Here is a 23,905-nt window from a genome sequence, read left to right as displayed (position 1 = left end):
GCATCTTGCGGGTCCCGCGCCCGGGGGGGTTACAACCCGTGGGGCCGCGGCAGGTGGTGCGGTGCGGCGCCGTTGCCGGGGCTCCGCCCCGGGCCCCGCGCCTCAAACGCCGGCGGGGCTGGAATTGCCCCCGGCCGGGCCGTCAGGTGCGGAACGGGCCCGTGACCTCGTAGGTGATGCCGCCCGTCGAGCTGCCGCTCGTGCCGCGCTGGCTGCTGAAGTAAAGGCGGGTGCCGTCGGGGGAGAAGGCCGGGCCGGTGATCTCCGAGGAGGACTGGCCGGTGATCCGCAGGAAGACGGCGACCACGTCGTCCGGGGTGATCAGGCAGATCTCCATGTTGCCGCCGTCCTCGGCGACGTACAGGTCGCCGTACGAGGACCCGGTGACGTTGTCCACGCCCGTCAGCGGGGCCGGCCCGCCCACGACGAGGGAGTCGTCGTAGGCCAGCTCGTAGGTGCTGCTCGCGAGGTTGAGCTGCCAGACGCGGTTGTCGCCCTTGGTGGTGAACCAGACCGTGTCGTTCGCGTAGTGGCAGCCCTCGCCGCCGTTGAAGTGCTTGGCGCCGGAGACCTGGGTGCGGGTGGTGGTCGGGGAGCCGTCGGGGTCGGGCACGTTCTGCCAGGTGAAGGAGCCGGAGGTGCCGCTTCCGGCGACCATGACCTGAAGGGTGCCGGAGGAGAGGTTGCCCCAGGTGGTGGGGATGAACCGGTAGAAGCAGCCGTTCGTCTCGTCCTCGGTCAGGTAGATCACCTGGCGGACCGGGTCGGCGGCGGCCGCCTCGTGCTTGAACCTGCCCAGGGCGGGGCGCTGCACGGCCGCGTTCACGCCCCACGGGTCGGTCTCGTAGACGTAGCCGAGGCTGACCTCCTCGCAGGACAGCCAGGTGTTCCACGGGGTCTTGCCGCCCGCGCAGTTCTGCCGGGTGTTGGAGAGGATGCGGTAGGCGCCGGTGATCGTGCCCGAGGAGTTGAACTTCACGGCGCTCGCGCCGCCGGAGGGGTTGATCTCCGAGTTGGACACGTAGATCCAGCCCGTCCCGTCGGCGAAGCAGGCGCCGCCGTCGGGGGCACTGTGCCAGGCGTACGAGGTGCCGCCGACGCTCTGGCCCGACCGGGCGATCACCCGGCTGCTGAAACCCGAGGGCAGCATGATGCCGTTCGCGTCCGCCGCGCCGAGGGCCCCGTACGGGCCGGGGCCGGGCTGGGCGGGTGCCGCGTAGGCGGCTCCGTGCATCAACGTGCCACCGAAGGCGGCGGCCGACGAGCCGATGACGGCGCCACGCAGGAAGGTACGACGTTCCACGGTCACTCCTGGAGGAGGGAGGGCCCCCGCGTCCGGTCGGACGCGGGTACGCACGCGTGGAGGAACCTAGGAGTCCGGAGTTGACGGAACCTCAATTCCGCATGACGCCGGAGCGACCGGCACAGGGGCATCGGGGTCTTCGGGGTCTTCGGGGTCTTTGGGGACTTCGGCGACGTCGGGGTCTGGCAATCGCCGCGCCATTCCTCCCCGACGAATTCCGCAGCGGGACATACGGCGGGACTTTCTCCCCTGGGAAGGGCTCCGGTGGGGAAGGATGGTGGAACCATGAACCACACTGCCGCCGACGACATCTCGGGCCGCGCCGACCTCGACGTCGTGCTGCGCCGCTTCTACACGGCCGCCTTCGCGGACCCGCGGATCGGGCCGTTCTTCACGCAGATCGCGGGCACGGACCTGGAGGTCCACCTGCCGCGGATCACCGACTTCTGGGAGCGGGCCCTCTTCCGCACGGCCGACTACCGGCGCAACGCCTTCGCCCCGCACGCCGCGCTGCACTCGGTGCGGGAGATGACGGCCGCCGACTTCGGGCGCTGGGTGCAGCTGTGGAACGCGACGATCGACGGCCGGCACCGCGGGCCGAACGCGGAGCGCGCCAAGGCGCAGGGCGAGCGGATCGCGCTGACCCTCCACAAGCGGCTGGCCGGTCCCGACGCCTCGCTGGAGAGCGCGGACGGGCTGGGCTTCGTACCGCTGGCGGCCCTGGAGCTCCGCTCGGCAGCGGCCTGACCTGCGGTTTCGGAAGATCTCAAAAAAACTTCACCGGAAGCGATGAGTTTCCCGGGGCGCCCCGGTCTACCTCTCGAAAGCAACGACAGCGAAGAAGACACGAGAGAAGAGGGACCGATGTCCGCCGCCACCATGATCTTCGTGAACCTGCCCGTCAAGGACCTCGACGCCACCAAGGCCTTCTGGGCGAAGCTCGGCTACTCCTTCAACGCCCAGTTCACCGACGAGAACTGCGCCTCCATGCCGATCACCGACAGCATCGTCGCGATGTTCCTCACGGAGGCCCGCTACAAGGACTTCACGCACAAGGCCATCGCGGACGCCACCACGACCTCCGAGGTGCTGCTGTGCCTGAGCGCCGAGAGCCGCACCGCGGTCGACCGGCTGGTCGACGGGGCCCTGGCGGCCGGGGCCACCGAGCCCCGCCCCGCCCAGGACCACGGCGTCATGTACGGCCGCGCCTTCGACGACCTCGACGGCCACACCTGGGAGATCATGTGGATGGACCCGGCCATGGTCCAGGGCTGACGGGCGCCTGCGCCGGCGGCTCCCCCTAGGTGGCGGCGGTCCGCACCGGGTAGGTGCGGACCTCCACCTCCTCGTCGTCCAGACAGCGCCCGGACTCCAGGTCGAAGCGCTGCTTCAGCAGCGGCGAGGCCACGAACGGCCGGCCCGCCGCGCACCCCAGCAGCCCCCGCGAGAGCACCTGCGCCCCGGTGAAGGGGTCCTGGTTGCCGATGGCGTACGGGCGCCCCGCGCGGTCGACGAACACCGCGGCCTGGCTCCCGTCCGGCAGCAGGGCGGCGACCCCCCGCCCGGGGGTGAGCGCGGAGAGCTCGCACACCGTCAGCCAGCCCTCCGCCACCTTCAGTTCCACGGTCATCGGACTCCTCCGATCGTCAGGACGGCCAGGTCGGGCTTGACCTGGTCGCGCTCGGGCACGAACTTCACGGTCGGGTCGGGGGCGCCGGGCGCGTTGACGAACGACACGAACCGGCGCAGCCGCTCCGGGTCCTCCAGCGTCTCGGCCCACTCGTCGCGGTAGTGCGCCACGTGGTCGGCCATGAGGGCCTCCAGCTCCGCACACAGCCCGAGCGAGTCGTGCACGACCACGTCCCGCAGGTGGTCCAGCCCGCCCTCCAGCCGCTCCAGCCAGGTCGAGGTCCGCTCCAGCCGGTCGGCGGTGCGGATGTAGAACATCAGGAACCGGTCGATCAGCCGGATCAGCTCCGCGTCCGACAGGTCCTGGGCGAGGAGGTCGGCGTGGCGCGGGGTGGCCCCGCCGTTGCCGCCGACGTACAGGTTCCAGCCGCTCGCCGTCGCGATGACCCCGAAGTCCTTGCTCTGCGCCTCCGCGCACTCGCGGGCGCAGCCGGAGACCGCCGACTTCAGCTTGTGCGGGGCGCGCAGCCCCCGGTAGCGCAGCTCCAGGTCGATGGCCATCCGCACGCTGTCCTGCACCCCGTAGCGGCACCAGGTCTGCCCCACGCAGGACTTCACCGTCCGCAGGGCCTTGCCGTAGGCGTGCCCGGACTCGAACCCGGCGTCGACGAGCCGCGCCCAGATCCGCGGGAGCTGGTCCACGCTCGCACCGAAGAGGTCGATCCGCTGACCTCCGGTGATCTTCGTGTAGAGGCCGAAGTCCCGGGCCACCTCGCCGATCACGATCAGCTTGTCGGGGGTGATCTCACCGCCCGGGATGCGCGGGACCACCGAGTAGGAGCCGTTGCGCTGCAGGTTCGCGAGGAAGTGGTCGTTGGTGTCCTGGAGGGCGGCCTGCTCCCCGTCCAGGACGTAGCCGCTGGCGCCGAGCGTCGGGGCGAGCGAGGCGATGATCGAGCCGATGGCGGGCTTGCACACCTCGCAGCCGTCGCCGCCGCGCGCCTCCGGGCGGCCGTGGCCGTCGAGGAGCTGCTCGTACGAGGTCAGGCGCAGGGTGCGGACGATCTCGTAGAGCTCGGCGCGGGTGTAGGGGAAGCAGCCGCACAGGCCCTTGTCGGCGGCGGCGGGCAGCAGCTGCCCGATCACCTTGATGCAGCTGCCGCAGCCGGTGCCCGCCTTGGTGCACTTCTTGACCTCGGGGAGGGTGGCGCAGGCGGTGATGGCCTTCTTGGTGACGTTGTGGCAGGAGCAGATCACCGCCGTGTCGGGCAGCGCGGACGGGCCGAGCGCGACGGGCGCGCCGACGCCGGCGGGCAGCACCAGCTGCTCGGGGGCGACGGGCGGGACGCTGCCGGTGAGCGGCCGCAGCAGGCCGTACGAGTCCGCGTCGCCGACCAGGATCCCGCCGAGGAGGACCCCGTCGGGGGAGACGACCAGCTTCTTGTAGACGCCGGATCGGGAGTCGGACCACACGACGTCGAGGCTGTCGGGGGCGGTTCCGTGGGCGTCGCCGAAGGAGGCCACGTCCACGCCGAGCAGCTTCAGCTTGGTGGAGAGGTCGGCTCCGGTGAACTCCTTCTCGCGGCCCAGCAGATCCTCGGCGGCGGTCTCGGCCATCTCGTAGCCCGGGGCCACCAGTCCGTAGACGCGGCCGTCCACGGCCAGGGCGCACTCGCCGATGGCGTACACCTGCGGGTCGGAGGTGCGGCAGCGGGCGTCGACCGCGATGCCGCCGCGCTCGCCGACCTCCAGCCCCGCGGCGCGGGCCAGCTGGTCGCGGGGGCGGACGCCGGCGGAGAAGACGACGAGGTCGGTGTCGACGGTGGATCCGTCGGACAGCCGCATCCCGCTGACGTGGCCGTCCCCGCCGGTCACGACCTCCTGGGTGCCGACACCGGTGTGGACGGTGAGGCCCATGGACTCGATGGTGCGCAGCAGCGCCGCGCCGCCCCCGTCGTCGACCTGGACGGGCATCAGGCGCGGGGCGAACTCGACGATCCGGGTGGCGAGCCCGAGCCCCTGGAGCGCGCCGGCGGCTTCGAGCCCGAGCAGACCACCGCCGACGACCGCGCCGCTGGTGCGGCCCTTCGCGTACTCCTCGATGGCGAGGAGGTCCTCGATGGTGCGGTAGACGAAGCAACCGGGGGCTTCCTTGCCGGGGATGGGCGGCACGAAGGGGTAGCTGCCGGTGGCCAGGACCAGCACGTCGTACGGGAACACCCGGCCGGAGCGGGAGGTGACGGTGCGCGCCGCCCGGTCGATGTCCTCGGCGGGGTCGTCCAGGTGGAGTTCGATGCCGTGCTCCTCCATGAACCCGGCCGGGGTCATGGACAGGTCCTCGGGGGTGCTGCCGGAGAAGTACGAGGTCAGGTGCACGCGGTCGTAGGCGGGCCGGGGCTCCTCGCACAGCACGGTGATCCGGTGGGTCCGGGTCGCACCGCGCTCGGCGAGGGCCTCCAGGTAGCGCTGGCCGACCATGCCGTGCCCGATGAGCACGATCGTGGGCAGGGGCTTGGTCACGTCAGTGGCCTCCGTCGTCGGTGAGCAGGTGGAACAGGCTGTTCAGGTCCTCGTCGTCGGCCCAGCCGCGGGCGAGGGCGCCCACGGTGGACAGCTCGCCCAGCAGGACCCCGCCGACGAGCCGGTCGCCGCGGACGACGACCGTCCGGTAGGTCCGGCGGGTGGCGTCGGCGAGGCGGACCACGTCGTCGCCGGGGCGGGGGGTCGTCTCGCCGAAGGCGGCGAGGTCGAAGGGGTCTCCGGCTCCGCCGAGGGTGAGGCGGGTGAGGGCTCGGGTGCCGGTGTACTGCGTGGGGGAGCCGGTGAGGGTGGCGGCGAGGGCGTCGGCCTGCTCCAGGGCGGCGCCGGCCAGGCCGTACACCTGGCCGGCGTGCTCGGCGCAGTCGCCGATGGCGTGGACGCGGGGGTCGCCGGCGCGGAGGTGGTCGTCGACCACGATGCCCTTGCGGACCTCCAGACCGGCGGCCTGGGCCAGGCCCGTGCGGGGGCGTACGCCGCAGGCGAGGACGACGACATCGGCATCGAGGCGATACCCGTCGGCGAGCTCCGCGCCGGTTACCCGGCGGGATCCCGACCCGTCCGGGTGCGGGGACGCCGGCGAAGTCGTCAGGCCGCGGACCCGGCACTCCGTGTGGATCTCGATGCCGAGCTCGGTCAGGTGGGTGTGCAGCAAGGCGGAGGCATCCGCGTCCAGCTGGCGCTCCATCAGCCGCTCCGCCTGCTGGGCCAGGACCACCTGCGCGCCCCGAGCGGCCAGCGCGCGGGCCGCCGAGACCCCCAGCAGGCCCCCGCCGATCACCACCGCCCGCACCCCGGGGCGTACGGTCGCCGAGAGGGCCAGGCAGTCGTCCATCGTGCGGAAGGCGTGCACCCCGTTGGGGAGTTCCCGGCCGCCCGGCTCGAACAGGCCGCGCAGGGGCGGGAGCACCGGGTTGGAGCCGGTCGCCAGGACCAGCGTGTCGTACGCCAGCGCCGCGCCGTCGTCGCAGTGGACCGTCCGGTCGGCGCGGTCGACGCGGACCGCCCGCACCCCCCGCCGCAGTACCGGGCCGGGCGCCGGGAGGGAGATGACCTCCGGCGCGTACCGGCCCGCCAGGACCTCGGCAAGCAGGACCCGGTTGTACGGGGCGTGCGGCTCCTCGCCGAGAACGGTCACCTCCGCGTCACCGCCCAGCCGCGCAGCGAGCCGCAGGCCCGCGAGGCCGCCGCCGATCACCACCACACGCTGTTCCGAGGTCATGCCCTGAGGGTGCGCGCCCGCTGTTTCCCCGCCGGATCGCTCCTGTTACCCGTCGGGAACGCCCCCCTCAGCGCCCGGGTTAAGCGTCCGTGAGGCCTTCCTCAAGGCCGCCTTAAGCCCCCTCACCACGGGCTTTCCGACGCTTAGCGTGATCCGCATGCGAGATGCGGCGGTGCGGGTCAGGGGCGGGATCCTGGGCGGGGCGGGGGTGGTCGCCCTGCTGTGGGCGGCGCAGGTGCGGCCCTCTGCCCGGCCCGACGCGCTGTTCGCCACCGCCGCGCACCTGACCGGTCTGCTCGCCGGGTACGGGGTGCTGGTGATGCTGTTCCTGATGGCCCGGGTGCCGGCCGTCGAGCACGGGGTGGGTGCCGACAGGCTCGCGCGCTGGCACGCGTTCGGTGGCCGCCACGTGCTGCTGCTCTGCTTCGGGCACGGGCTCTTCGCCCTGCTCGGATACGCCGTGTACGCGGGGACCGACGTGGTCTCCGCCGTCCGGGAGCTGCTCGGCTACCCCGCGCTCGCCGCCGCCGCGGCCGCGGCCGTGCTCCTCGCCGCCGTCGGCGTGACCTCCGCCCGGGCGGTACGCCGCCGGGTCTCGCACGAAACCTGGCGCGGGGTGCACCTCCTCGTCTACCTCGCCGCCGCCCTGGCCTTCGGCCACCAGCTCGCCGGGCCGGATCTCGCCGCCGTCGCCTGGTTCTGGGCCCTCGCCCACACGGTGGTCGGCGTCCTGCTGCTCTGGTACCGGGCCGTGGTCCCCGTACGGCAGGCCCTGCGGCATGCGCTGCGGGTCGGGGAGGTGCGGGTCGAGGGGCCCGGGGTGGTCTCCGTCGTCGTGTACGGGGAGCACCTCGCGGAACTGCGTGCGGAGCCGGGCCAGTTCCTGCGCTGGCGGTTCCTCCAGCGCAGGCTGTGGCACACGGCCCTGCCGTTCTCGCTGTCCGCGCCGGTCCGCGGGAACACGCTGCGGATCACCGTGAAGGGGCTCGGCGGCCACTCCCGCCGGATCCGCCGGCTGCGCCCGGGCACGCGGGTGCTGGCCACCGGGCCGTTCGGGGCGCTCACCGCCGCGCGGCGGACCAGGCCCAAGGTGCTGCTGATCGCGGGCGGGGTCGGGATCACCCCGATGCGGGCCCTGTTCGAGACGCTGCCCGGCGGCCCCGGGGACCTCACGCTCCTCTACCGGGCCGGGGCCGAGGAGCACCTGGTGCTGCGCGCCGAGCTGGAGGCCATCGCCGCCGAGCGGCAGGCCGGGCTGCACTACCTGCTCGGGCCCTCGGACGCCGCCTACGATCCGCTGGCGCCGCGGGCGCTGGCCGCCCTGGTGCCGGACCTCTCCGAGCACGACGTGTACCTGTGCGGGCCACCGGGGATGGCCGGGGCGACCAGGGCGGCGCTGCTGCGGGCCGGGGTGCCGGCCGGACGGATCCATTCCGAGTGCTTCAGCTTCTGACCGACTCCGAGAGGACCCGCCGCGCCGTGCGTCACCCGCTGCACATCGCCCTGTCCGTGCCCGCCACCGGGCCCGCCGCCGGGCCCGCCCCCGCCGCCGTGCCCGCCCCGGGCCGGCACCGCCGCCGCTCCGCGCTCGCCTCCGTATCCCCGGCGCAGCGGCTGGCGGCGGGGCTGGGGCTGGCCGGCGTGCTCGCCGCCAGCGTTCTGACGGCGGTCGTGAATCCGGCGGCTCCGGTGGCCCCGGACCGGGTACCCGCCCGGCAAAGCTCAACCTTTGCGCAAGTTTCCGGGGATTGATGGATCCTGCACCGGACAGGTCCATAGGGTCGAGTGGTGCCTGACATATCAATGACCATGATCATCATGCTGTGCGTGGCCGCCGCGGCGGCCGGCTGGATCGACGCCGTGGTGGGCGGCGGCGGCCTGCTGCTCCTGCCGGCGCTGCTCCTCGGCCTGCCGAACGCCCACCCGGCCACCGTCCTCGGCACCAACAAGGCCGTGGCCATCGTCGGTACCGCGGGCGCGACCGTGACCTACGTCCGCAAGGCCCCGGTGGACGTGAAACTCGCCGTCCGCATCGGCCTCGCCGCCCTCGCGGGCTCGATGGGCGGCGCGGCGCTCGCCGGCGGCATCAGCAAGGACGCGCTCCGCCCGCTGATCATGGTCGTGCTGGTGGTCGTCGCCGGCTTCGTGCTCTTCCGGCCGGGCTTCGGAACCGCCCCGTCCGCCTCGCCCGTCAGCCGGCAGCGGGTGCTGCTCGCCATCGGGCTGGCCGGCCTCGGCATCGGCTTCTACGACGGCCTCATCGGGCCCGGCACCGGCACCTTCCTCGTGCTCGCCCTCACCGCGCTGCTCCACCTCGACCTGGTCACCGCCTCCGCGACCGCCAAGATCGTCAATGTCTGCACGAACGCCGGGGCGCTCGCGATGTTCGCCTACCAGGGCATGGTGCTGTGGCAGCTGGCCGCGCTGATGGCCGTCTTCAACCTGGCCGGCGGCATGATCGGCGCGGGCATGGCCCTCAAGAAGGGCAGCGGCTTCGTCCGCGGTGTGCTGCTCACGGTGGTGGGCGCGCTGGTGATCAAGCTCGGTCTCGAGCAGTGGGGCTGAGCGGCGGACCGGACCTAGTACGTCCCGGTGAGGTGGGCGAAGACGACCACGTTGCCGCGGTAGCCCGTGCGCGGGGAGAAACCGCCGCCGCAGGTGATCACCCGTAGCTCTGCGCGCCGCGAAGGCCCGTACACGCGGGCGTCGGGGAAGGCCTTGGCGTCGTACACCTCGACCGCGTGGACCGTGAACACGGCGGTACGGCCGTCCGCGCGCGGGACCTCGATGGCGGCCCCGCGGTGCAGCGCGCCCAGGTGGAAGAAGACGGCCGGCCCGGCGGCGTTGTCCACGTGCCCGGCGATGACGGCGGTGCCGGTGGCGCCCGGCGTGGTGCCGTCGCGGTACCAGCCGGCCAGGTCGCGCCGGGCGGGCGGGGGCACTTCGAGGCTGCCGCCCGGCTCCAGGCCGAGCCCGGTCAGCGGGGCGTCGACGCGGATCGAGGGGATCCGGATCCGGGTGGGCGGGGAGCCGGGGAGCGGCGCGATACCGGGGCCGGTGGCTCCGGCGGCGGTCAGGGCCTCGGCGGCGGAGGGCAGGGGCGGCCCGACCGGCTCGCGGGAGCCGCTGGTGACGAGCCAGATGCCGATGCAGGCGGCGAGCGCGACGAACCCTCCGCGGCGGGCGACCGGGGTGCGGCCGGCCCGGCCCAGCGGGCGTGCGCCCGGTTCCGGGCGGTGGGCGGGCGGGGGCCGGCGCTGCCGGTCGTGGCCCGGGGCGCCGCCGAAATCGCCACCCATGCGTACCCCCTCGGCTTCCGTTTCGGGGTGACAGGCCGTCGCCCGGCCCCGCGAACGGGGGGGACCTCGCGGGGCGGGCGACGGGGGGCGGTACCGGTCGGACCGCGGCCGGAGCCGCGGTGGGCGTCCGTCAGCTCAGCGTGCCGCTCGCCCGGCGACGCAGGAGCCAGGTACCGCCGACGGCGGTGGCGGCCAGCACTGCCACTCCCGCCGCGATCTTGGAGGGGTCGGTGGTGGTGGTCGTGCCACCGCCCACCCCCGTTTGTACGTGGCCCTGCGGGCCGCGTTCGGTGACGACCAGGTCGCCGGTGGCGAACTTGCCGTTCGCGCAGGTCGCGCCGATGCCGTAGGTGCCGGGGCGGGTGCCGTGGGCGACCTGGAACTGCCCCACGACCACCTCCTTGTGGGTGCCCGGGACCAGCCGGAACCGGCCGCCGCCCACCGTGGTGGCATCGCCCTCGGCGTGGCTGCCGCTGCCGCAGGCGTTGGTGTTCACGGTGACGGTGGCGCCGGGAGCGGCGGACTTGGGCCACACCTCCAGCACGGCGAAGTCGCCGGGCGCGAAGCCCACCATGCCGAGTTCCGCAGCGGCGACCGCACCGGCGACCGGGCCGGTGAACGCGGCGGCGGTCAGCACGGTCGCGGTCAGCGCGTGAGCGGTACGTCGGCGCATGGGGACTCTCCCTGGAGACACGGGGTCGTGGTTCCGAGGTAACCCGGCCCGCGCGGCGGGCGCCTGCTGATGTCCCGTCAGGTTCGCTCGCGGGCCTCCCGCCGACGAGTCGTTTCCGCAGGTCAAGGCCAGGTGTGCGGCTATTGGGGCCGTCCGCGCCGTCCGGGTGACTGCGGCGGCCCGTGATCAGCCGCCGCGCCGCGCCCGCCGCCGCGCCGCCGCCGCGGTCAGCCCGGCGGAAGCGTCACCGCGGCCGAGGCGCCCGAGGGCACCGGGTTGGCCAGGGCGACCCGGGCGCCGATGACCTGCGCCTGCCCGAGGGCGATGGTCAGGCCCAGCCCCGTGCCCTGGCCGCGCTCCGCCGCGCCGGTCAGGAACCGCTGGGGCCCCTCGCGCAGCAGCTTCTCCGGGAAGCCCGGCCCCTGGTCCCGGACCGTCACGGTCGTCCCCGACACCGTCACCGTGACCGGCTCCGCGCCGTGCCGCCGGGCGTTGGCCAGCAGGTTCGCCAGGATGCGTTCGAGGCGTCGCACGTCGGTCCGGACCAGAGCCGGCTCCTGCGCGCCCAGGACCTCGGCGGTGACCCCCGAGCGCAGGGTGATCGACTCCACCAGGGGGCCCAGCCGGTGCACCTCCAGCTGCGCCTCCTCCCGGTTCGCGTCGAGCCGGGCCACCTCCAGCAGGTCCTCGGTCAGCGTCCGCAGCGCCGAGACCCGGTCGCGGACCAGCTCCGTGGGCCGCCCCGGAGGCAGCAGTTCCGCAGCGGTGTGCAGCCCGGTCAGCGGGGTCCGCAGCTCGTGCGCCACATCCGCGGTGAACCGCTGCTCGGCCTCCAGGCGCCGCTGGAGGCTGGAGGCCATCGTGTCGACCGCCGAGGACAGTTCGGCCACCTCGTCGCGGGTGCCGGGCACCCCCGACGGCCCGATCCGCGCGTCCAGGTCGCCCGCGCTGATCCGGCGGGCCGTCTCCGCCGCCGTCCGCAGCTCCCGGCTCAGCCGGCTCGCCAGCAGCGCCCCGCCGGTCGCCGCGAGCGCCACGACCACCACCCCGTACGCCACCAGCCGGCGGTCCAGGTCGGAGAGTTCGGCCCGGTCGTCGGCCAGCGACTGCCGTACGGACAGCACGTGCTCGCCGCCGATCGGCCGGGCGGCCCAGACCGCCGGGTGCCTGCCGGACATGTCGAGGTAGGTGCTGCGCTCCCCGAACAGGGCCGCCGACCGCAGGGCTGCGGGCAGTTCCGGGCAGTCGATCCGGGCGTCGGTCTCGCCGACCTTGTCGAAGTCGAGCCCGCCGGTGAGCTCGTACACCTGTCGTACGCGGATCAGCTGGGCGGTGGCGCTCGCGCGCGCCGCGTCGCCGATCTGGGCCGCCCGCGCCTGGTGGATCAGCACCCCGATGGCGACGGCGACCAGGGAGCAGCCGACGGCGAGCAGGATGGCGATCTTCCAGCGCAGGCCGAGGGCCCGGAGCAGCCCCCGGCAGCGGGTCAGGGCGGTCCTCACCGTGAGCTCCCCCGGGTCTCGGGGGCGCCGGACGCCTCGGGTCCGTCGGGTTCCCGGGACTGCCCGGCCGAGTGGTCGGGCGTCGTACGCGCCTGCGGGTCGGCGCAGTCCGGGGCGGAGCCGCGGAAGCTCCGCGCGTCGTTGACCACCGCCATCCGGTCGCCGTCCCAGTGGTAGCGGACGGCCTGCTCGGAGCCGTCGTCGGCGGCGATGCGGACCAGCAGGTCCGTGCCGACCGCCTCGGCCGCCATCTGCCGGCCCATCGTGAACAGGACGGAGACGATCTTGCCCTGGACCACCGCGTAGACGCTCAGCGCGGACCGGCCGGTCGCCGTGTCGGCCGCGACGACCAGCTCCTGGTGCCCGTCGCCGGTCAGGTCCCGGTAGACGGGCGGCCGGATCCCCGCCCGGCCCGGCGCCCGGATCTCGCCCTTGTCGGCGTACGGCCGCATGCGCGGGTCGGCGCGCACGACCTCCTTCGGATCCACCCCGACGAGCCCGTCCGGGCCCACGGCGGGGGCGTTCTTCAGCGGCAGCGGCGCGGGTTCCCGCCGGCCCACCGCAGCGCCCGGGGCGTTCGTCCAGGCGGGCCAGAGCGGTTCGGGGCGCGGCTGGACCGACACGGGCGGGGCGGGAGTCCCCGTACCGAGCCCGCCGGGTGCGCCACAGCCGCCGGCGGCCGGTGCGCAGGCGCACAGGAGGGCGGCGAGGAGGCGGCGGGACAAAGGCGTCATGGAGGCGGAACCGTCAGAGGGGGAGGGAGGGGACCGACGCTAGACGGCCCGGGTCACGGCCACCGCGAGGTTGTGTAACAGCGGTGCGTACGGTGGTGGGGTGCAGCAAAGTCGGGACCTTCGTCCCGGCCCGTCGACTGTTCCGCCGTACCCCGGGGAGGGCTCCGTGACATCGGTCGTCCGGCCACAAGACCAGCCCGTTCAGCCCGTTCCGCTCCCGTTCTTCGTCTACGGGACCCTGCGCCCGGGCGAGGTCAACCACGACCTCTTCCTGCGCGGCCGCACGCTCGCGGAGGAGCCCGCCAGCCTCCCGGACGCGGCGCTCTACGACGGCCCCGGATACCCCTTCGCGGTCCACCGGCCCGGCTCCACCGTGGTCGGGGAGCTGATCACCGCCGCCCCGGGCGCCTACGGGGAGCTGCTGGCCGCGCTGGACCGGCTGGAGGAGTACGAGGGCCCGGGCCGCCCGGGAAACATCTACGACCGGATCGCCCGCCATGCCCTGCGCCCCGACGGCACGCCCGTCCGGGCCTGGGTCTACCTGGCGTCGCCGCTCCTCGCCCGCGACCTGCGGGAGTCGGGCACCGAGATACCGGGCGGCGACTGGCTCAAGCGCTGAGCGCCGCCGCCGAGGACCGCCGGACGGCCTAGAGCCCCTCGGCACCCCGGTTGCGCAGCCGCTGCCCGTACTGCTGGAGCACCCACAGCTCCTCCTGGACCGCGGCCAGTTGCTCCGGCGGGGCCTGCGGGCCCAGCCGGGACATGGCGCCCTGGATCTCGAGGACCCGGCGGTCGACGGCGCGCAGCCGGACCTGGACCAGCTGGACCCCGGCGTAGATCTCGTCCACCGTCTTGGCGTGGATGGCCTCGACCGCCAGCTCGGTGACGAGCGCGCGGACGGTGTCGTTCGGGGCCGCGTCGCGCACCCGCGCCAGGTAGTCCTCGGTGCCGAGCGAGGCCCCGCCCGCCTCCTGGATGGCCTGGCGCACGGCCGCGTAGGGCGGGGCGGTGAACTCGTCGGTCCCGTACGCGTCGAAGGCGGGGGAGACCAGGGCCGGACGCTGGAGGGCCAGCTTGAGCAGCTCGCGCTCGGTGCGGTGGGCCGGGCTGCGCAGGTTCAGCGCCGGGCCGCCGGCGGCCGGCCGGTCGGCGGGCCGGTCGGCGGGCGCGGCCTCGTAGGACGGGCGGCCCCTGCCCTGCTGCTGCGGGGGCTGGTTGCCGCGCTCCCGCGCCCAGCGCGCCAGCTGCGCGACGCGTTTGACCACGAACTGCTCGTCGCGGATGCCGAGCATGCCCGCGAGCTGGACCGCGGACTCGTGCTGGATCGCGATGTTCTTGATGTTGGCGACGACCGGAGCGGCCTCGTCCAGCGCGGCCGCCCGCCCGGCCGGGTTCTCCAGGTTGTGCCGGGCGACGATGTGCCGCAGGGCGAACTCGAACAGCGGGGTACGGGACTCCACCAGCCCGGACACCGCCGCGTCACCCTGGGCCAGGCGCAGGTCGCAGGGGTCCATGCCGCCCGGGGTGATCGCGATCGAGGTCTCGGCGGCGAACTTCTGGTCGTCCTCGAAGGCCCGCAGCGCCGCCTTCTGGCCGGCCGCGTCGCCGTCGAAGGTGAAGATCACCTCGGCGGTGGCGTTGTCCATCAGCAGCCGGCGCAGGATCTTGATGTGGTCCCCGCCGAAGGCCGTTCCACAGGTGGCGATCGCGGTGGTGACCCCGGCCATGTGGCAGGCCATCACGTCCGTGTAGCCCTCGACCACCACGGCCCGGGAGGTCTTCGCGATCTCCTTCTTGGCCAGGTCGATGCCGTAGAGGACCTGGGACTTCCGGTAGATCGCCGTCTCGGGGGTGTTCAGGTACTTGGGGCCGTTGTCGTCGTCGCGCAGCTTGCGCGCGCCGAAGCCGACCACCTCGCCGCTGATGTCGCGGATCGGCCACATCAGCCGGCCGCGGAAGCGGTCGATGGGCTTGCCGCTGCGGCTGTCCTGGGCGAGCCCGGAGGTGATCAGCTCCTTGTCGCTGAAGCCCTTGCCGCGCAGGAAGCGGGTCAGGTGGTCCCAGCCGGCCGGGCTGTAGCCCACGCTGAAGTGGGCGGCCGCGGCTTGGTCGAAGCCGCGCTCCGCCAGGAACTTGCGGCCGATCTCCGCCTCGGGGCTGCCCAGCTGGTCGACGTAGAACTGCGCGGCGGCCTTGTGCGCCTCGACCAGGCGGATGCGCTCGCCGCGGCCGCTGGTGCCGGCGGTGTAGCCGCCCTCCTCGTAGCGCAGGGTGATGCCGGCCTGCCCGGCCAGCCGCTCGACCGCCTCCGAGAAGGAGAGGTGGTCGATCTTCATGATGAAGTCGAGGGTGTCCCCGCCCGCCTGGCAGCCGAAGCAGTGGTAGAGACCCTTGCTGGGGCTGACCTGGAAGGACGGGGACTTCTCGTCGTGGAAGGGGCACAGGCCCTTGAGGTTGCCGCCGCCCGCGTTGCGCAGCTGGAGGTAGTCGGAGACCACGGCGTCGATCGGGACCGCGTCCCGTACCGCCTTCACGTCGTCGTCGTTGATCCGTCCTGCCACGCGTGAAGTCTACGGCCGGACACCGACAAACCCGTCAGGCCCCCTCGGCCGGAATCAGCGACGCAAGCGGAACGGACGGGTCCGCAAGGGCGTCGCGGTCCACGGGCGCCTTCGACCTGATCAGGGCCTGGATGTGCTCGGTGACATCCCACACATTCACGTTCATACCGGCGAGCACCCGCCCCTCCGAGAGCCAGAAGGCGATGAACTCCCGCTTGCCCACGTCACCGCGGATCAGCACCTGGTCGTAGCCGCCGGGCGGCGCGTACCCCGAGTACTCCAGGCCCACGTCGTACTGGTCGGAGAAGAAGTACGGCACCCGGTCGTAGCCGACCTCCTGCCCCAGCATGGCCCGCGCGGCGGCCGGACCGCCGTTGAGGGCGTTCGCCCAGTGCTCGACCCGCAGCCTGGTCCCGAGCACCGGGTGGTGCGCGGCGGCCACGTCCCCGACCGCGTAGACGTCCGGGTCGGACGTACGCAGGGAGGCGTCCACGGCGATCCCGCCGCCGTGCTCCCGGTCCACCAGGGCCAGCCCGGAGGTCTCGGCCAGCGCGGTCCGCGGCGCGGCCCCGATCGCGGCGAGCACCGCGTGCGCCGGGTGCTCCTCGCCGTCGTCCGTACGGGCGGCCAGCACCATGCCGTCGTGGCCCACGATCTCCGTCAGCCGGGCCCCGAAGTGGAACCGCACCCCGTGCTCGGTGTGCAGGTCGGCGAAGAGCCGGCCGATCTCCGGCCCGAGCACCGCGTGCAGCGGCGTGGCCAGCGGTTCGACCACCGTCACCTCGGCCCCGTACCCGCGGGCCGCGGCGGCGACCTCCAGGCCGATCCACCCTGCGCCCGCGATCAGCAGGTGGCCGTTGTCCCGGCCCAGGGTGACCAGGACGTTGCGCAGCCGCTCGGCATGGGCCAGGCGCCGCAGGTGGTGCACCCCGGCCAGGCCCGTGCCGGGGATGTCCAGGCGGCGCGGCTCGGCGCCGGTGGCCAGCAGCAGCTTGTCGTAGTGCAGCGCGGTGCCGTCGCCGAGGACCACCTTCTTCGCGTCGCGGTCCAGCTGGACCGCGGGCTGGCCGAGGTGCAGCTCGATGTCGGACGCCGCGTACCAGGACGGCTCGTGGACGAAGACGCTCTCGCGGTCGTCCTTGCCCGTCAGGTACCCCTTGGACAGCGGCGGCCGTTCGTAGGGATGGTCGCGCTCGTCGCCGATCAGGATCACCCGACCCGTGAACCCCTCGGCCCTCAGCGTTTCGGCCGCCTTTGCCCCGGCCAGCCCCGCGCCCACGATGACGAATGTCCGGTGTGCGTCGACCACCTGATGCCTCCTCATAACCTCTCCGCCACATGCGACCACATGCGAGCGTCCCGCACCGAGCCTGCCGCGTGAAGGGGGAGTGGCCCGATCAGCTCACCCTTCGGCGCGTCGGGTGCGCTGGGTGAGGCGTGCGTGCAGGGAACGGGCGGACGCGTCCGTGAGACACGCGATCTGGTCGATGACCGCCCGTTTCCTGGCCTTGTCGTCCGGGGCCGCGTCGAAGATGGCGCGGAACTGCGGGTCCAGGCCCTCGGGCGCGCGGGCGCTGAGGGCCTCGGCCAGTTCGGCCAGGACGATGCGCTGGTCGGCGCGGATCCGCTCCTGCTCGTCGCGCTGCATGACGTACAGGTCGGCCACCGCCTTGAGCACGGCGCACTCGTTGCGGGCCTCGGGCGGGACCACCAGCTCGGCGGCGTACCGGGTGAGGCGGCCGGAGCCGTACGCCTCGCGTGTCGCCCCCTCGGCGGCCAGGCAGAAGCGGCCGATGAGCTGGCTGGTGGCGTCCTTCAGCCGGGCCTGGGCGACGGCCGAACCGTCGTACCCGTGCGGCCACCACTCCTGCTCCATCAGCCGGTCGAGGGCCTCGCGGAGCTCCTCCGGCTCGGTGCCGGCGGGCACGTACCGGCCGATGGCCACCCGCCAGATCGCGGCGCGCTCGGGCTCGGCGAACAGCAGGTTCGGGTCGAGGTGGCCGGCGTGCAGGCCGTCCTCGAAGTCGTGGACGGAGTACGCGACGTCGTCCGCCCAGTCCATGACCTGGGCCTCGAAGCACTTGCGGTCCGCGGGCGCGCCCCGGCGCAGCCATTCAAAGACCGGCAGGTCGTCCTCGTACGCGCCGAACTTCACCGAGTCGGGGTCGGTGGGGTGGCCCCCGCGGGCCCAGGGGTACTTGGTGGCGGCGTCCAGGCAGGCCCGGGTGAGGTTGAGGCCGACGCTGACGGGCTCGCCGCCGGCCGGGCCGGCCACGAACCGCTTGGGCTCCAGACGGGTCAGCAGGCGCAGCGACTGGGCGTTGCCCTCGAAGCCGCCGCAGTCCTTGGCGAACTCGTTGAGCGCCTCCTCGCCGTTGTGGCCGAAGGGCGGGTGGCCCATGTCGTGGGAGAGGCAGGCGGCTTCGACGAGGTCGGGGTCGCAGCCGAGCGCGGCACCGAGCTCCCGGCCGACCTGGGCGCACTCCAGGGAGTGGGTCAGCCGGGTACGGGGACTCGCGTCCCAGTCGTAGGAACGGGTGCCGGGGGTGACGACCTGGGTCTTCCCGGCGAGGCGGCGCAGCGCGGCGGAGTGCAGCACCCGCGCCCGGTCACGCTGGAAGGCCGTCCTGCCCGGCCGTTTGTCGGGCTCGGCGGCCCAGCGCTCGGTGGCCGCGGTGTCGTACAGGTGGTCTGCGGGGGCGTGCGCGGTGCCTTCCATGAAGAGACGGTAACCGGAACCTCCGACAAACCGGGATCAGGCGGAGACGAGTTCCGGCCGGGTGGGGGTGTGGAGCGGGGCGAGGGCCTGGTCGTAGCGGTGCAGGAGCAGGCGGGCCAGGGCCGGGTGGCAGCCCAGGGGCGCGGCGGCGGGGCCGGGTGCGGCGGAGGCGGACTGGGCGGCGAACCGGCCGGGCGCGGTGAAGTAGGAGGCGACGGCGATCCGGTGGTGGCCGCGGGCGGTCAGGCTCCGGATCGCGTCGGGGACGGTGGGCTCGGCGGCGGAGGCGTAGGCGGGGACCACGGGGACGCCGCCGAGGCGCTCGGAGAGGAGGGCCGCGGTGTGGCGGGTGTCGACGGCGGACTCGGGGTCGCGGGACCCGGCGGCGGCGAGTACGACGGCCGAGCCGGCGGTCCAGCCGGCCTCCAGGAGGCGGTCGTGCAGGGCCTCGACGAGCAGCGGGTGGGGGCCGAGCGGGGCGGCGACGCAGGTGCGCAGGTGGGTCGCGCGGGCGGCGAAGGCGGGGAGGTCGCGCTTGACGTGGTGTCCGCGGCCGAGGAGCAGCGGGACGAGCACGGCCCCGCCGCGCAGCTCCCGCAGCACCTCGTCGAGCGGCGGCTCGCTCAGCTCTATGTGGCCGAGCCGGACGTCGAGCCGGGGGCGGAGTTCGCGGACGCGGTCGAGGAGCGCGCGGGCGGTGTGTGCGGCGTGCGGGTCGCGGCTGCCGTGCGCGACGGCGAGGAGGGTGGGCTGCATGGGCGGACTCCGGGTCGGCGCAGGTCGCTCAGCTGGGTGCCCAGCTGGACGGTGATGCGGCCGAGCAGCTCGGCCGCGCTGTCGAAGGGGAGGAAGGGGAGGAAGGGGGACTCGGGAGGGTGCACCGGCTCCGTCATGAACCGATCCTGCGGGTCGGAGGTTGCCGGTGCGTTGCGCCGGGGTGACGGGTGTTTTCCGGCTGCTCACTCGGTCATTCGTACGGGTGAAAGCCGGCGTCGGCGGAACTGGAGGCCGGGACGTGATCGTCAATGTGTGCGAACGACGCGTGAGGCGTGGGGTGCACAGGGGGAGCGGTCATGGGGATCAAGGGCTGGGCGAGGTCGGTGGCGGGGCGGCGGCCGCGGCTGCCGCGGGGGGTGCGGGCGCGGCGGCGGGCCGTGCAGGTGGTGATGGCGGGGTGCGTGCTGGCACTGCTGCCCTCGGCGTGGACGCACGCGGCGGCGGCCGACCGGCTGGGGACGACGGCGCAGGCGCCGGCCGGCGAGGTGGCGGTGGTGTTCGGGGCGGGCCTGTGGAACGGCAGGCCGACGCCGTATCTGGCCAACCGGCTCGATGCCGCCGTCGAGTTGTACCGGGCCGGCAAGGTCAAGGTGGTGCTGGTCACCGGGGACAACAGCCGCACCGAGTACGACGAGCCGAACGCGATGCGCACCTACCTCACCGGGCACGGGGTGCCGGGCGACCGGATCGTCAGCGACTTCGCCGGCTTCGACACGTGGGATTCGTGCGTGCGCGCCAAGAAGATCTTCGAAGTCGACCGGGCCGTGCTGATCAGCCAGGGCTTCCACATACGCCGGGCCGTCGCCCTGTGCGAGGCGGCGGGCGTGGACTCGTACGGAATCGGGGTCGACGACGAGCACGACGCCACCTGGTACTACGGCGGGACCCGCGAGGTGTTCGCGGCGGGCAAGGCGGCGCTGGACGCGGTCTTCAAGCCCGGGCCGCGGTTCCTGGGACCGAAGGAGCAGGGGGTGTCGCGGGCCCTGGCCGCTCTGCCAGACTGACGGCGACATCGGCTATGCCGATTAGTCATATACCGATCTGTCTGTACGAGCAGAGGTGTGGAACCGTGGCTGTTGTGGATCTGAGCGGCAAGGTCGTCGTCATCACCGGTGGGGCCCGCGGGCTGGGCGCGGCGGCGGCGCAGGCCGTCGTGGACGGCGGGGGCAAGGTGCTGATCACCGACATCCTGGAGGCGGAGGGCGCGGAGACGGCCGCGAAGCTCGGCGCCCCGGCGCGGTTCATCCGGCACGACGTGACGAGCGAGGCCGACTGGCAGGCGGCGCTGGAGTACGCGGTCGCCGAGTTCGGCGGCATCGACGGCCTGGTGAACAACGCCGGCATAGCCACCGGCCAGTTCCTGGAGCACGAGAGCGTCGAGCACTTCCGCCGGGTCGTGGAGATCAACCTGGTCGGCGTGTTCATCGGCATCAAGGCCGCGATCCCGCTGCTCCGGGCCAACGGCGGCGGCTCCATCGTCAACATCTCCTCCGCCGCCGGACTGACCGGGCTCGCTCTCACCGCCGGGTACGGCGCGTCCAAGTGGGGCGTGCGCGGCCTGTCCAAGATCGGCGCGGTCGAGCTCGCCGAGGCCGGGATCCGCGTCAACTCCGTCCACCCCGGAATGACGCTGACCCCGATGACCGCCCCGATCGGCATCCAGGCGGGCGAGGGCAACTACCCCGGCGCCCCGCTGGGCCGCGTCGGCGTCCCCGAGGAGATAGCCGCCGCGGTGGCCTTCCTCCTCTCGGACGCCGCCGGCTACATGACGGGCGCCGAACTGGCGGTGGACGGCGGCTGGACCGCGGGCCTGACCGTGAAGTACCTGACGGGCGAGTGACCCCGCGCCCGGGCTCCGGCACAGTGCCCCCGCGCCCGCCGGGTCGCCTCACGGCCGGCGGGCGGCGGCGCTGAGGCCGAACACCCCCGGCCGTAACGCGGGGCGGCGGTTCGCGTAACACCGGGGTCGCAGGCTGGCCGCATGCACATCCCGGGAGCCGTCGCCGCCACCGCCACCGCCACGCACTGCCCGTACTGCGCGCTGCAGTGCGGGATGAACCTCCGCCCCGAGCCGGGCGGAGCGGGCGTGGCGGTGGAGGAACGCCCGGACTTCCCCGTCAACCGGGGCGCGCTCTGCGGCAAGGGCCGCACCGCCCCCGCCGTGCTCTCCTCCCGGGTGCGCCTGACCGAGCCGCTCGTCCGCACCCACGCCGGGACGCTCGAACCGGCCACCTGGGAGGAGGCCCTCGACGCCGTCGCCGCGGGCCTCGCCCGCACCGGCCGCGCGTACGGGCCCGACGCCGTCGGGGTCTTCGGCGGCGGCGGGCTCACCAACGAGAAGGCCTACGCGCTCGGGAAGTTCGCCCGCGTCGCCCTGCGCACCTCGCAGATCGACTACAACGGCCGCTTCTGCATGTCCTCGGCCGCCGCCGCGCACCAGCGGGCCTTCGGGCTCGACCGGGGCCTGCCCTTCCCGCTGGAGGACATCCCCCGCACCGGCTGCGTGATCCTCGTCGGCTCCAACCTGGCCGAGACCATGCCGCCCGCCCTGCGCTACCTCACCGAGCTCAAGGCCAACGGCGGCACCCTGATCGTCATCGACCCGCGCCGCACCCGCACCGCCGAACAGGCCGACCTGCACCTCGCCCCGCGCCCCGGCACCGACCTCGCGCTCGCCCTCGGCCTGCTGCACCTCGTGGTCGCGGAAGGCCGCACCGACGAGGAGTTCATCGCCACCCGCACCACCGGCTGGGAGGAGGCCCGGGCCGCCGCCATGGCCCACTGGCCCGAACTGGTGGAGCGCATCACCGGCGTGTCCGTGCCCGAGCTCCGCCGGGCGGTCGAGATGTTCTGCGCCCCGGAAACCGCCATGGTCCTCACCGCCCGCGGCCCCGAGCAGCAGTCCAAGGGCACCGACACCGTCGGCGCCTGGATCAACCTCTGCCTGGCCACCGGCCGGGCCGGCCGCCCGCTCTCCGGCTACGGCTGCCTCACCGGCCAGGGCAACGGCCAGGGCGGCCGCGAGCACGGCCAGAAGGCCGACCAGCTCCCCGGCTACCGCAAGCTCACCGACCCTGCGGCCCGCGCGCACGTGGCCGGGGTCTGGGGCGTCGACCCCGACACCCTCCCCGGCCCCGGCCGCAGCGCGTACGAACTCCTCGACGCCCTCGGCACGGACGTCCGCGCCCTGCTCCTCATGGGCTCCAACCCCCTCGTCTCCGCCCCCCGCGCCGCGCACATCGAGGACCGCATCCGCTCCCTGGACTTCCTCGCCGTGGCCGACGTCGTCCTCTCCGAGACCGCGGCCCTCGCGGACGTGGTCCTCCCGGTCACCCAGTGGGCGGAGGAGACCGGCACCACCACCAACCTGGAAGGCCGCGTCCTGCTGCGCAGGCAGGCGCTCACCCCGCCGCCGGGCGTCCGCAGCGACCTGGAGGTCCTGCACGGCCTCGCCGCCCGGCTGGGCGTGGAGAAGGGCTTCCCCACCGCCCCCGAGGAGGTCTTCGAGGAGCTCCGCCGCGCCTCGGCCGGCGGCCCCGCCGACTACTCAGGCATCTCCTACGCCCGCATCGAGGCCGAAGCCGGCGTCTTCTGGCCCTGCCCCCAGGACTCCCCGGGGCAGCCCCGCCTCTTCCTGGACCGCTTCGCCACCGATGACGGCCGGGCCCGCTTCGTCCCCGTCTCCCACCGCGAGGCCGGGGAGGTCCCCGACGCGCAGTACCCGGTCCTGCTCACCACCGGGCGCGTGGTCGCCCAGTACCAGTCCGGCGCCCAGACCCGCCGCGTGGACGAGCTCAACGCGGCCGCCCCCGGCCCGTTCGTGGAGCTCCACCCCCGCCTCGCCGCCCGCATCGGCGCCGTCGACGGCAGCCCGCTCGCGGTCACCTCCCGCCGTGGCCGGGCGGTGGCCCCGGCCCGGATCACCGACGCCATCCGCGCGGACACGGTCTTCATGCCGTTCCACTGGCCGGGCGAGGGCCGCGCCAACACCCTGACCAACCCGGCCCTGGACCCCGTCTCCCGGATGCCGGAGTTCAAGGTCTGCGCGGTCCGCGTTGAGCCGGCCTGAGGGCCCGCACCATCTCTTGCCGGAGTCTTGGCCGCCGCTTTGACGATCGGGCAGCGGGAGGCGAACTACCGTTCCCGCCATGCCCTTTCGCACCCTCCCGTACCGCAAGCCGACCCGTGGGCGTGACTACTGGGTCCTGGACGACGTCCTGCCCGACGTGGACTCCGTACGCGCCCGCTGCCTGGCGAAGGACGACTGGGTTCAGGGCGCCCCGCTCAAGCCCGAGCCCTGGCCCGGCCTGCGCGCCATGCCCGCACTGGAACCGCCCGAACTGGCCCGCGTGGAACGGCTGGTGCGCCAGGCCACGGGCGTACGGCGGATCTGGCCCGAGAACCCGGCCGGGGCGGGCACCTTCAACCACAACTGCGTCCAGGTCGTCGGCAAGGACGAATGCGAGCCCCGTCCGCACACGGACTCCCGCACCGTGTGCCGTTACGCCGCCGTCCTCTACCTCAGCCCGGACACCCCCGGGGACTGCGGCACCAGCTTCTACCGACAGAACCTCCCGGGCGGCGGCCTCGGCGGCAACCAGGTCCTCGCCCCGCACAACAACCTCGTCGACGCCCTCGGCACCCGCTTCGTCCCCGCGGACTCCTTCACCGAGGACGTCCGCGTCCCCCACCGCTACAACCGCCTGCTCCTCTACTCCGCCAACCTGATCCACAGCGCGACGGGCTACTGGGGCACGACCCTGCAGGACAAGCGGATGACGGCCGTCTTCTTCTGGATGGCCTAGGGTCTGTTGCGAAAGTGGATCTTGTTCGTTGATGATCACGTCTCGTGAGACGTGGAGATCTGACGAACGGCCAGTGGGCCCGGCTTGAGCCGCTGCTGCCGCGGGGCATCAAGCCGGGCCGGCCGCAGGTGTGGACGCGACGC

Annotated in this window: 22 protein-coding genes; 10 read left to right on the top strand and 12 right to left on the bottom strand. The window is 73.9% G+C overall.

Features of this window, described 5'->3' with window-relative positions:
• Window positions 1–142 precede the first annotated feature (142 nt).
• Window positions 143–1,303, bottom strand: coding sequence for an alkaline phosphatase PhoX (locus ACFTXQ_RS28170; protein WP_382645667.1), 1,161 nt, complete (start codon window positions 1,301–1,303; stop codon window positions 143–145).
• A 285-nt stretch (window positions 1,304–1,588) separates the two neighbouring features.
• Between ACFTXQ_RS28170 and ACFTXQ_RS28165 the strand changes: the two genes are divergently transcribed.
• Window positions 1,589–2,050 (top strand): group III truncated hemoglobin, encoded by a 462-nt coding sequence (locus ACFTXQ_RS28165; RefSeq protein ID WP_382645665.1) that lies wholly within the window; start codon window positions 1,589–1,591, stop codon window positions 2,048–2,050.
• A gap of 117 nt (window positions 2,051–2,167) precedes the next feature.
• A complete protein-coding gene (locus ACFTXQ_RS28160; RefSeq protein WP_382645662.1) occupies window positions 2,168–2,578 on the top strand; it encodes a VOC family protein in 411 nt (136 codons plus the stop codon).
• Between the two features lie 25 nt (window positions 2,579–2,603).
• On the opposite strand, the gene nirD is transcribed toward ACFTXQ_RS28160, so the two are convergent.
• Genes nirD through ACFTXQ_RS28145 form a run of 3 tightly spaced genes read right to left on the bottom strand, consistent with a single transcriptional unit; the run spans window position 2,604 to window position 6,692 of the window.
• The gene (gene nirD, locus ACFTXQ_RS28155) at window positions 2,604–2,933 is read right to left on the bottom strand and encodes a nitrite reductase small subunit NirD (RefSeq protein ID WP_382645660.1); all 330 of its coding nucleotides are present in this window, start codon (window positions 2,931–2,933) and stop codon (window positions 2,604–2,606) included.
• Window positions 2,930–5,410 carry a nitrite reductase large subunit NirB gene (gene nirB, locus ACFTXQ_RS28150; protein ID WP_382645755.1) on the bottom strand — a complete coding sequence of 827 codons (2,481 nt, stop codon included), beginning with the start codon at window positions 5,408–5,410 and terminating at the stop codon, window positions 2,930–2,932. Before nirB ends, nirD begins: the two co-directional genes overlap by 4 nt.
• A 43-nt stretch (window positions 5,411–5,453) precedes the next feature.
• A complete protein-coding gene (locus ACFTXQ_RS28145) occupies window positions 5,454–6,692 on the bottom strand; it encodes an NAD(P)/FAD-dependent oxidoreductase (RefSeq protein ID WP_382645657.1) in 1,239 nt (412 codons plus the stop codon).
• Window positions 6,693–6,849: 157 nt separating this feature from the next.
• Here ACFTXQ_RS28145 and ACFTXQ_RS28140 point away from each other — a divergent pair, with 157 nt between their 5' ends.
• From ACFTXQ_RS28140 to ACFTXQ_RS28130, 3 genes are read left to right on the top strand one after another with little or no spacing between them, the layout of a single operon-like run.
• Window positions 6,850–8,145: a ferric reductase-like transmembrane domain-containing protein gene (locus tag ACFTXQ_RS28140; RefSeq protein ID WP_382645654.1), complete on the top strand. Its 1,296-nt coding sequence runs from the start codon at window positions 6,850–6,852 to the stop codon at window positions 8,143–8,145.
• Entirely contained in the window at window positions 8,130–8,444 is a 315-nt protein-coding gene (locus ACFTXQ_RS28135) for a hypothetical protein (protein WP_382645652.1), read from the top strand. Before ACFTXQ_RS28140 ends, ACFTXQ_RS28135 begins: the two co-directional genes overlap by 16 nt.
• 36 nt (window positions 8,445–8,480) lie before the next feature.
• Complete coding sequence (locus ACFTXQ_RS28130) at window positions 8,481–9,257, top strand: sulfite exporter TauE/SafE family protein (protein ID WP_382645650.1); 777 nt, start codon at window positions 8,481–8,483, stop codon at window positions 9,255–9,257.
• A gap of 14 nt (window positions 9,258–9,271) precedes the next feature.
• On the opposite strand, the gene ACFTXQ_RS28125 is transcribed toward ACFTXQ_RS28130, so the two are convergent.
• The 4 genes from ACFTXQ_RS28125 to ACFTXQ_RS28110 all read right to left on the bottom strand — a co-directional run bounded on the left by ACFTXQ_RS28125 (window position 9,272) and on the right by ACFTXQ_RS28110 (window position 12,900).
• On the bottom strand, window positions 9,272–9,991 hold the full coding sequence (locus ACFTXQ_RS28125) for a class F sortase (RefSeq protein WP_382645647.1): 720 nt from the start codon (window positions 9,989–9,991) through the stop codon (window positions 9,272–9,274).
• A 130-nt stretch (window positions 9,992–10,121) separates the two neighbouring features.
• Window positions 10,122–10,664, bottom strand: a complete 543-nt coding sequence (locus tag ACFTXQ_RS28120; protein ID WP_382645645.1) for a hypothetical protein — start codon at window positions 10,662–10,664, stop codon at window positions 10,122–10,124.
• A 227-nt stretch (window positions 10,665–10,891) separates the two neighbouring features.
• On the bottom strand, window positions 10,892–12,166 hold the full coding sequence (locus ACFTXQ_RS28115) for an ATP-binding protein (RefSeq protein ID WP_382645642.1): 1,275 nt from the start codon (window positions 12,164–12,166) through the stop codon (window positions 10,892–10,894).
• Entirely contained in the window at window positions 12,163–12,900 is a 738-nt protein-coding gene (locus tag ACFTXQ_RS28110) for a hypothetical protein (protein WP_382645640.1), read from the bottom strand. Before ACFTXQ_RS28110 ends, ACFTXQ_RS28115 begins: the two co-directional genes overlap by 4 nt.
• Before the next feature lie 166 nt (window positions 12,901–13,066).
• Here ACFTXQ_RS28110 and ACFTXQ_RS28105 point away from each other — a divergent pair, with 166 nt between their 5' ends.
• The gene (locus ACFTXQ_RS28105; protein WP_382645637.1) at window positions 13,067–13,519 is read left to right on the top strand and encodes a gamma-glutamylcyclotransferase family protein; all 453 of its coding nucleotides are present in this window, start codon (window positions 13,067–13,069) and stop codon (window positions 13,517–13,519) included.
• 28 nt (window positions 13,520–13,547) lie between these two features.
• On the opposite strand, the gene dnaG is transcribed toward ACFTXQ_RS28105, so the two are convergent.
• From dnaG to ACFTXQ_RS28085, 4 genes are all read right to left on the bottom strand, one after another.
• The gene (dnaG, locus tag ACFTXQ_RS28100; protein ID WP_382645634.1) at window positions 13,548–15,461 is read right to left on the bottom strand and encodes a DNA primase; all 1,914 of its coding nucleotides are present in this window, start codon (window positions 15,459–15,461) and stop codon (window positions 13,548–13,550) included.
• A 34-nt stretch (window positions 15,462–15,495) separates the two neighbouring features.
• On the bottom strand, window positions 15,496–16,770 hold the full coding sequence (locus ACFTXQ_RS28095; RefSeq protein ID WP_382645631.1) for an NAD(P)/FAD-dependent oxidoreductase: 1,275 nt from the start codon (window positions 16,768–16,770) through the stop codon (window positions 15,496–15,498).
• Window positions 16,771–16,863: 93 nt separating this feature from the next.
• Window positions 16,864–18,180, bottom strand: a complete 1,317-nt coding sequence (locus tag ACFTXQ_RS28090) for a deoxyguanosinetriphosphate triphosphohydrolase (protein WP_382645628.1) — start codon at window positions 18,178–18,180, stop codon at window positions 16,864–16,866.
• 36 nt (window positions 18,181–18,216) lie between these two features.
• Window positions 18,217–18,936: a sirohydrochlorin chelatase gene (locus tag ACFTXQ_RS28085; RefSeq protein ID WP_382645626.1), complete on the bottom strand. Its 720-nt coding sequence runs from the start codon at window positions 18,934–18,936 to the stop codon at window positions 18,217–18,219.
• Between the two features lie 317 nt (window positions 18,937–19,253).
• Between ACFTXQ_RS28085 and ACFTXQ_RS28080 the strand changes: the two genes are divergently transcribed.
• From ACFTXQ_RS28080 to ACFTXQ_RS28065, 4 genes are all read left to right on the top strand, one after another.
• The gene (locus tag ACFTXQ_RS28080) at window positions 19,254–19,961 is read left to right on the top strand and encodes a vancomycin high temperature exclusion protein (protein ID WP_382645623.1); all 708 of its coding nucleotides are present in this window, start codon (window positions 19,254–19,256) and stop codon (window positions 19,959–19,961) included.
• A gap of 14 nt (window positions 19,962–19,975) precedes the next feature.
• Entirely contained in the window at window positions 19,976–20,797 is an 822-nt protein-coding gene (locus ACFTXQ_RS28075; RefSeq protein WP_382645621.1) for a glucose 1-dehydrogenase, read from the top strand.
• Between the two features lie 141 nt (window positions 20,798–20,938).
• On the top strand, window positions 20,939–23,026 hold the full coding sequence (locus ACFTXQ_RS28070) for a molybdopterin oxidoreductase family protein (protein ID WP_382645618.1): 2,088 nt from the start codon (window positions 20,939–20,941) through the stop codon (window positions 23,024–23,026).
• 79 nt (window positions 23,027–23,105) lie between these two features.
• Entirely contained in the window at window positions 23,106–23,762 is a 657-nt protein-coding gene (locus ACFTXQ_RS28065) for a DUF6445 family protein (protein ID WP_382645615.1), read from the top strand.
• Window positions 23,763–23,905: the final 143 nt, after the last annotated feature.

The organism is Streptomyces sp. NPDC057010, assembly GCF_042673805.1.
GTDB lineage: Bacteria > Actinomycetota > Actinomycetes > Streptomycetales > Streptomycetaceae > Streptomyces.
This window is presented reverse-complemented; position numbering and strand designations above follow the sequence as displayed.